This window comes from Vibrio sp. Vb0937 (genome assembly GCF_033338855.1).
In genome coordinates this window covers 1-1,093 of record NZ_JAWOTK010000399.1, presented here as the reverse complement: position 1 = coordinate 1,093, position 1,093 = coordinate 1, and the positions used below count along the sequence as shown (strand labels likewise).

General features: G+C 48.9%; 1 protein-coding gene. It reads left to right on the top strand.

Annotation, left to right across the window (positions count from 1 at the left end; translation table 11 throughout):
• Window positions 1-1,093, top strand: a 1,093-nt coding sequence (locus R7P67_RS26035) for a diguanylate cyclase domain-containing protein (RefSeq protein WP_318086484.1), incomplete at both ends; no start/stop codon positions are given.

The window sequence follows — 1,093 nt, the reverse complement described above, 5'->3', positions numbered from 1 at the left end:
GTTTGAGTTTGATCACAGCGGCCAACGTATTTTTAGCCGTATCACGCCCTACTACGATCCAAACGGTTTAACTTGGTTCATCGGCACTTCTATCTCGGAATCTGATTTGCTTGGCCTCTTACCGAAAAGCCAAGAGAAAAGCTGGATTGTTGGTATCGTCGTCAGCTTGTTTGGTATCGGCTTTAGTTGGGTCATCTTCGAACGCGTGACTCGACCAATCAACGCCACTGCCGATGCGGCTCAACACCTAGCAAATGGCGATTGGGATAGCTCAATGCCCCAACCTGGCCGTGTGTACGAAACGACCGTGCTCGCAAAAGCCTTTAATGAAATGGCCAGCAACCTCAAAGCCTCATTTAAGGCGCTGCGCGATCAGCTGGTGTATGACTCATTAACTCGACTCTACAGCCGCCAAGGATTAATCGAAATCTGCGAAAACAAACCCAATTTGTGTCACGGTAGTTTGTTCTTATTGGGGATCAACAAATTTAGAGATATCAACGACAGCGTGGGACACCACAATGGTGATCAGCTGTTGGTTAGCATCGCAGAAAGGCTGAAGCAACAATTCCCAGACAACACCATGCTGGCCAGAATTGGTGGTGATGAGTTCGCTCTGTTTATGCCAGATATGGATAAAGACGAAGACATCCGTTTAACAGAACGTCGCCTACAACAACTGTTCGCAGCACCATTTATGGTTGAAGGTGAAAGCGTGGTGATGAAGATCTCACTAGGGATTGTGCAAACCAAGCATGGTGAGAACATGCCGCTTTGGCTACGCAATGCCAGCATTGCTCTGAGCTACGCGAAGCAAGATCCACTGACGGGCATTTGTTACTACAGCCCAGAACTCGCGAGCGCATCGAAGTTTCGTACTCAGCTGCTCACGAAGATGCAAACGGGCATCGACAAGCGCGAATTTGTGCCTCATTATCAGCCGATCATCGATCTCGCGAGTGGTAACGTATGTGGCGCCGAAGCCCTAGCTCGCTGGAATAGCGAAAGCGGTATGATCTCACCATTAGATTTCATCCCAATCGCGGAGGAAAGCGGCATGATCAAAGCCATTGGCCAACAAATCTTGCTGCAA